At 47.1% G+C, this 6,456-nt stretch carries 5 protein-coding genes and 1 pseudogene; 3 read left to right on the forward strand and 3 right to left on the reverse strand.

All coding sequences use genetic code 11. The annotated features are described in order from the left end of the window. Positions 1–202 (reverse strand): recombinase family protein (locus PMI01S_RS30580; RefSeq protein ID WP_169717224.1); only part of this gene is annotated, 202 nt, incomplete at its 3' end. A gap of 341 nt (positions 203–543) precedes the next feature. Here PMI01S_RS30580 and PMI01S_RS30585 point away from each other — a divergent pair. Beyond that, the gene (locus PMI01S_RS30585) at positions 544–1,410 is read left to right on the forward strand and encodes a DUF4238 domain-containing protein (RefSeq protein ID WP_159439547.1); all 867 of its coding nucleotides are present in this window, start codon (positions 544–546) and stop codon (positions 1,408–1,410) included. A 274-nt stretch (positions 1,411–1,684) separates the two neighbouring features. Here PMI01S_RS30585 and PMI01S_RS30590 read toward each other — a convergent pair whose 3' ends face one another. After that, a complete protein-coding gene (locus tag PMI01S_RS30590) occupies positions 1,685–2,368 on the reverse strand; it encodes a hypothetical protein (RefSeq protein ID WP_084323891.1) in 684 nt (227 codons plus the stop codon). 504 nt (positions 2,369–2,872) lie between these two features. Then, a pseudogene (locus tag PMI01S_RS30595) lies at positions 2,873–3,202 on the reverse strand (ATP-binding protein); the annotation flags it as partial. A gap of 37 nt (positions 3,203–3,239) precedes the next feature. Between PMI01S_RS30595 and PMI01S_RS30600 the strand changes: the two are divergent. Together PMI01S_RS30600 and PMI01S_RS30605 are read left to right on the forward strand one after the other, a co-directional pair. After that, a complete protein-coding gene (locus tag PMI01S_RS30600; RefSeq protein WP_090473956.1) occupies positions 3,240–4,958 on the forward strand; it encodes a recombinase family protein in 1,719 nt (572 codons plus the stop codon). A 352-nt stretch (positions 4,959–5,310) separates the two neighbouring features. After that, a partial coding sequence (locus tag PMI01S_RS30605) for a plasmid recombination protein (protein ID WP_174602696.1) occupies positions 5,311–6,456 on the forward strand: 1,146 nt, incomplete at its 3' end.

A 6,456-nucleotide genomic window follows, 5' to 3' on the forward strand; every position in this document is an offset into this window, starting at 1 on the left:
CGCATACGATACATTCACCGGGTTGTGCTGCATCCAGTAACCGGATCAATTCAGGACGGTGCAATTTCGTACCACTGATATTTTCCGAGTAAATGTTGGCAACAACGAGACCTTTGTCTTTTGCGAATGATTCTAAACTAGCTTTCGCACGCAGAGCGTCTTGGTCCTTGGTGCTGGCACGAAGATACAGATGGGCTTTCATCCTATAATTATCCTTTATTGTTAATTTCGATAGACCTATGATAATTCTATCATATAGCTATCCACAAATGTTTTTTGATAGCTCGCACGCACGGCCTATCGGACTACCAAAAAAGTAGACTCCTTTGATAGCTGGTCTTTGGCGAAAGGTTCTCGTCAAGGAGTGAGTTGTTCTGGTTCTGGTTCTGTTGCATACCCTTGTGAGCTATTCGTATATTTTGATCAGTCGTTAGTATCGAACTTGCACGCTGTCAGACACAGCAGCAATACGTTATGACGTATGGTGAGAACTTGGGTACTCATCTATTATAAAATTTAGTTGTCCCTTCATTGAGAATGTCTATGTCCGATAATCAGAAGTCGAAAAGGCATCATTTTATACCCAGATTCTTCCTCAATCAGTGGAAAAATGAAAATGGAAAGCTATGGATTTATCAACGAAATCCAGGCGGAGGAATGTCATACAGACAAGGCGACCCAAAGTCGGTTGCTTATGTAGAAAACCTGTATACCTTGAAACCAGAGCATCCAACTCGCAGCGGGCCGTCTGATGAAATCGAAAGGACGTTCATGGGGGAAATTGATGATCAGTCTTCATCCATCCACAAGAAGTTAGTACGTGATGGCGTTGGCTCGCTGACTGCGAATGAAAGAACTACTTGGTCTAAATTTATCTCTTCAATGTTAGAGAGAACCCCTAAAAGACTTGACTCTTACAAGGATGCCCCGTCGATAGAGGAATATCTCGACAGTCTCAAAAAAGTTAACCCCGGTGTTTTTGCGGCTATTGAGCGTAACGGTATAGACATTCAGGCGGCAAGGGGTAATGTAGCCCTAAGCTTTATGGTGGAAAGAATTGTTGATCCAGAGTTCATTGAGTCAATCAACCGAATGGAGTGGATCATTGCTGAATTCGCCACCGAAGACGAACATTTTATTTTGGGTGACGAAGCACTGATAGTAGATAACGGAGAACATACAAACTACGAGCCGAGCTTCATCAGACTTGCAATTTCTCCCGGCAAACTATTGATTCTTGTGAATGAATCACTCGATATTGACGATGATCTTATAGCAATTCTGTCAGTAACATATAACATTGAGGTTATCCGAAGCTCGGAAAGATATGTTATTTCCGGAAAAGAACTTAGTGACGAAGCGCATACGAAATTTAGCAAGGCTTTAGAAGAACTTCATAAAGCTGGATGAGTCTTTTACACGTGCCCGGGTGTCGTAGAATGACTAATACCTTGCCGAAAGTGGTGAAACTGCGAGATCGCTCGACCCTCCCACTTACCGGGATATGGGGCTATTCTGGGTATTCAAATCACCAAAGGGGTGCGGCATGGACATTTACGAATGGAATGTCAGTATTCGTCTTGATGGGGGACGGGCAGCTTACTCAAAGTGCTTCCGGGGTCGCCTATAATCGCCGCTAGAAGGCTCTAACATGAAGCCAGTACTGTCCCCATAGGGTGATCGCTTAGATCGCCCCATACAGCGAATTAGAAGCCTTGTGCGACACCATAACAATCGGTGGCACATCAATCAATTGCATGAGTTCAAAAATATCAACGACGGCAACGCTATCTTTCGTGTATTGATCGAATAGTTGTTTTCGTAAATCAGGTCTACCGGCAAGTTTCCATTCTTTCAGCGCACGGCTGACAGCACGGCAGGGACTCCAAACCTGGCCATTCTCAGCCTTGGTTGCGACCTTCGCAAGATATGTCATCCATTCAAAGTAGCTGTCTTTTTCTTCTAGGGTCCGAAGGTGGTGCCCATAAGCATCAATATTGGGGCAGACAACCTCGTAGTTTGCTAAAAACCCGCCAGCAAATAGCCGAGCCATGAAGTGTTCAAGGCATGGTCTCCGATCTAGCCTGTCATTCAACATTATAGCGAAGTGATGATGTAAGCCATCTTCGTCTTCATCGCATTCCACTACCGTTAAGCGCAATGGTACGTAGTCGGATTTTCTTTTGAAAAAAGTTGAAAGACGGGCGCTGAATTTGCGACTATCCATTTTCTCTGTAAACCTAAGTCTGACATGATATCCACGCTGCCTAGTGTAGACCTTGGTACATCCATATACCATCACATACAGCGCTTCTATAATTTTGATTAATGATGGGTATTCTGTGCCACACTTGATTGAAACCCCCATAAATCTATCTTGGAAGTAATGTTCATTGTTTTTTGACGTGGTAGCTTTTTATTAAAACCTATTTCCTAGTTGGATGCATGAAAGAGCATCATTATTATTAATAACCACGAAGCCGAGCGCCCCTGAATTCAACGGAACTGCATTCGATGCAATAGAGAAGTAAAGATCCCGCCCACAGAATATAGCCAATGCCCGATAATACGTGGGCTTGGAGGATATTTGAGTGTTTGCAAGTCAAGCTTGTTTAGACCGAGGCCAGGCACGGAAAAATAGCGCTTTTGGATTTTATACAATTATTTTGCTTGGAGGCGATCCCCCCCCAGCGGAAAGCAAAAAGTTACGAATTCTGGGGGATTGGTATCCTCTCATTATAAGGGAGCTGCCCCGCCGGGATAAACACTTTGTAAAAATATCTTTGAAAAACTCTGCGATGCGTATGTGGCATCCGTCCAGATCTATCCGGCAATCATAGAGTGAACCAACAAGATATGTGAGTATTTTGACACCGTTCTCCAGCGGTTCTCGCAAAACCTCCAGTACCTTGCGGTCGAACTCCGGCAGTTCGTCGAGGAATAGAACGCCATGGTGGGCGAGGGTGATTTCGCCGGGTTGCGGTTTCGAGCCGCCACCCACCAGCGCCGGGCCGGAGGCCGAGTGATGGGGTTGGCGGAAGGGCCTTTGCGGCCAGTGGCTCAAGGGCACGCAACTGGTGACGGATTGAATGGCGGCGACTTCCAGCGCTTCATGTTCGGCCAGGGGTGGAAGCAGTCCCGGCAAACGACTCGCCAGAAGGGTTTTCCCGGTGCCAGGTGGTCCGCTGAACAGCAGGTTGTAGTACGCTACACCCCCTCTGAAAATTAGGCAGTACATCGTGGAATCCAGAAAGGCCTATAGCTATATCCGTTTCTCAAGCCCCGACCAGGCTAGGGGGGACAGCTACCGACGGCAGAGGGCCGCAGCAGAAGCCTACTGCGCGGCGAAAGGTCTAGAGCTCGTAGATTCGGAGGAATATCGATTCTTCGATAAAGGCCGCTCTGCCTACAAAGGGGAACACCTGGGAGACATGGGTCAGCTCGCGCGCTTCCTTCGGCATGTAAGAGACGAAACAATCCCCAAAGGGTCTGTATTGATTGTCGAAAGCCTTGACCGGTTAAGCCGTGCTGAAGTCTGGGATGCACTCCCTAGATTTTTAGACATACTTAACCAAGGGATCGACATCTACACTTCAAGCGATGACACCTTATATACCGCAAAGTTTGATGCCCAACAGCTGATCCTCAGCATATTCAATATGAGTCGGGCTCATAATGAGTCGAGCCTCAAGGCCGACAGGGTAGGTAAGGTATGGCGACGCAAGCAAGATGACGCTCGAGAGTTCGGCAAAGCGTTGGGCGCCGCATGCCCGTACTGGATTCGGTATGTGAATGGCGCATACGAACTGATTCCCGAGCGAGTTAAGGTTGTAAAAGACATTTTTCGCTTGGCGGAAAATGGATATGGTCATCGAGTAATCGCCAAAAAGCTAAATGAAGCAGGTATCCCGGTTTTTGGCTCGAACAGGAGAAACTCCACCGGCCTATGGGGGGGAAGCTCCTGCGCCAAAATATTATCTAATCGAGCGTTGATTGGGGAGTACCAACCAACCGGGCTTGAAGACGATGGTAGTGGAGTGAAACGCACGAAACGTGGGGAGCCAGTGAGTAATTTTTTCCCTGCAGTTCTCTCAGAAGAGGAGTTTTATTCTGCCCAAGCGGCCCGAGACTCCCGCAGGATTAGTAAGTCATCCAAACAGTCGGCAGACTTCAACGTTTGGCAGGGAATTGCGAAGTGCGTGAAGTGTGGAGGCCCCATGCACTTAGTAAATAAGGGAGCGCCACCCAAAGGCGGGAAATATCTTCGATGTTATGTTTCCTCAAAAGGGGCTTGCCCAAGCAAACTGATCAGGTTTGATATCTGTCAGATAGTATTTAAAGAGATGCTGGCCAAGATAAACAGTATTAGCCTGGTAAAAAACACCCAGTCTGATCTTAATCGAGAGCTCAATACAATTAACTCCAAAATTGGCGAGATTCAAAATCGTCAAAAAGAACTGAAGGATCAAGTTCTTAGTATGGGAGGACGTATTCCTTCCATGCTGGTATCAACTATGGCAGTGCTCGAGGACAAATTAGCGGAATACAGGGTTCTGCAGAATAAACTTCACTTGGATATTGGTGAGCAGAGAATCACTAGCAAGGATGATTTTTTTGCTAGGTTAGATCTAGTCAGTTATGAAGGGCGTTCACGCGCTAATGCGTTGGTCAAACGACTGCATATCGTGGTGGAAATGGAGCGTCGTGAGGATGACGCGGTATTTCGGATTCGTGATGCGGGAGGTTTTTTGTTCTCCATAATTTATGATAACGATAATCATATAAGCTATTGGGGTAATTCAAAAGATGCGCACGCACTGATTACAGCGCATGGAGATGAAATAGCGTTCTTAAAAAGCCTGCCAGAGTTGGCTGTAGGCGAAAATGATTTATTTGATTTGGCTAGAGAGGTGGCAGGCCTAGAAAGATTATATAAGGACATCCTGTCAAAGAAATAAGCTCTGGCCAGAACCGAATAATGGGAGGGTCAAGGGGCATCAGTTTGGTTCGTCTTACCGGCTGTTTGGTGAGGCGAATAAACTGTTGCGCGGAGCGTACCCTTGACGCTAACGAACTTAGCCCACCCTAAGCAAGGTGGTTGAGCTCGCTCAGCCACCGCCGCCAGTCGGGCAAGCTCCGACGCGGGCCGCGAAGGGCGGGACTTTGACTTACACCCCGAAGGGGCCGCGCTTCTGAAATGTAGTCGAAGACGGAATGTAAGAAGCATAGTCGGTCGATATGTTTCGATTTGGCATTGAACGCACTAACTCTCCACTGTAATAATTACGTGGTCTGCAGGGAGGACGCACAGTGTTCCAGTTTCTACATATCGACTCTTATAGCCTTTCGACGCCAAAAAAGGGAAAGCAGGGTGGGCACTGTGTAGCAAGCATAGTTGGTGAAGCATTACGCAATCCTCGCAACTGCCCCCATATTGCTCTCCCCAAACCACCAATTAAAGTGTATGGGAAAAACCTTGAGGATTTAGAGTCGGCGTGTGTTAGTTGGTCAGAGTCCTTAGCAGAAGTCACTGGTAGGAAAACTAGAAAGGATGCCTTATGTTTAGTTGCTGGGGTGGTTTCTGCGCCTCATACCATTGACACTGAAGCCTGGCAGAAATTTAGAGACGAAACGGTGGAATGGCTCAAAAGAAAGTATGGAGATCAGCTTCATACGGTTTTAGAGCATACCGACGAGGATAATCCTCATATTCATTTTTATGTAGTGCCCAGGACGGGCCAAAGGTTCGATTCAATTCATGACGGAAAGCGAGCTGTGTCGGAGAATACCGGAATCTTAAAAAGGGCTCAGAACGAAGCTTATAAGGCTGCTATGCGAGCTTTGCTCGATGATTTCAATGCATCTGTGGGGTTGCCAAATGGCATGCTGAGATATGGCCCGAGACGACGGAGATTAACCCGCAGGGCCTGGAAAGAGGAGCAGGCCCAAGCCTCAGGCTTGATGATTCAACTTGAGTCTATAGCAAGCCGCAAAGAGAGTTTTGAGAAAGCCTCGAAAGAAATGAAGTCCAACCTCAAGGCTGCGCATCACAACGCTCGGCTCGCCGGATATAGCCATGGAATTGAAAATTTTGAGAAGCACAGTTTTCTCAAGAAGTTAATTATCAGTTCCAGAAAGGCACAGGCGGATATCCTGATGCTCAAGGAGCAGGTGGCTGTAACTACTAAGGAGTTGGAGGCATGGAAGTCGAAGGCCCGAAAAATAAATGTCAGGTCTAAAGAGTTTTTCACAAAGTGGCAGGACATGATTTTAAAGTATTCTGAAGTCCGGAGTAAGTTAGCGTACATGGTGAGCATTAGTCCCCGCGCCGAAGAGTTACATGAAGAGCTCGAAACAGTACGCGCACAACTGAAAGAAGAGACGCGCCGTAGGTCGGCAGCGGAAGACTCTTTAGAAGCAAGCCAGGCGGCTGAGGAGCGTAACGGCTTCCCAAAA

The sequence above is a fragment of the Pseudomonas migulae NBRC 103157 genome (assembly GCF_002091715.1).
Lineage (GTDB): Bacteria > Pseudomonadota > Gammaproteobacteria > Pseudomonadales > Pseudomonadaceae > Aquipseudomonas > Aquipseudomonas migulae_A.

Bases quoted from the DNA above. Each gene is read 5' to 3' on its own strand.
- PMI01S_RS30585 (WP_159439547.1), top strand. From the start codon at position 544: ATGTCCGATAATCAGAAGTCGAAAAGGCATCATTTTATACCCAGATTC.
- PMI01S_RS30590 (WP_084323891.1), bottom strand. From the start codon at position 2,368: ATGGGGGTTTCAATCAAGTGTGGCACAGAATACCCATCATTAATCAAA.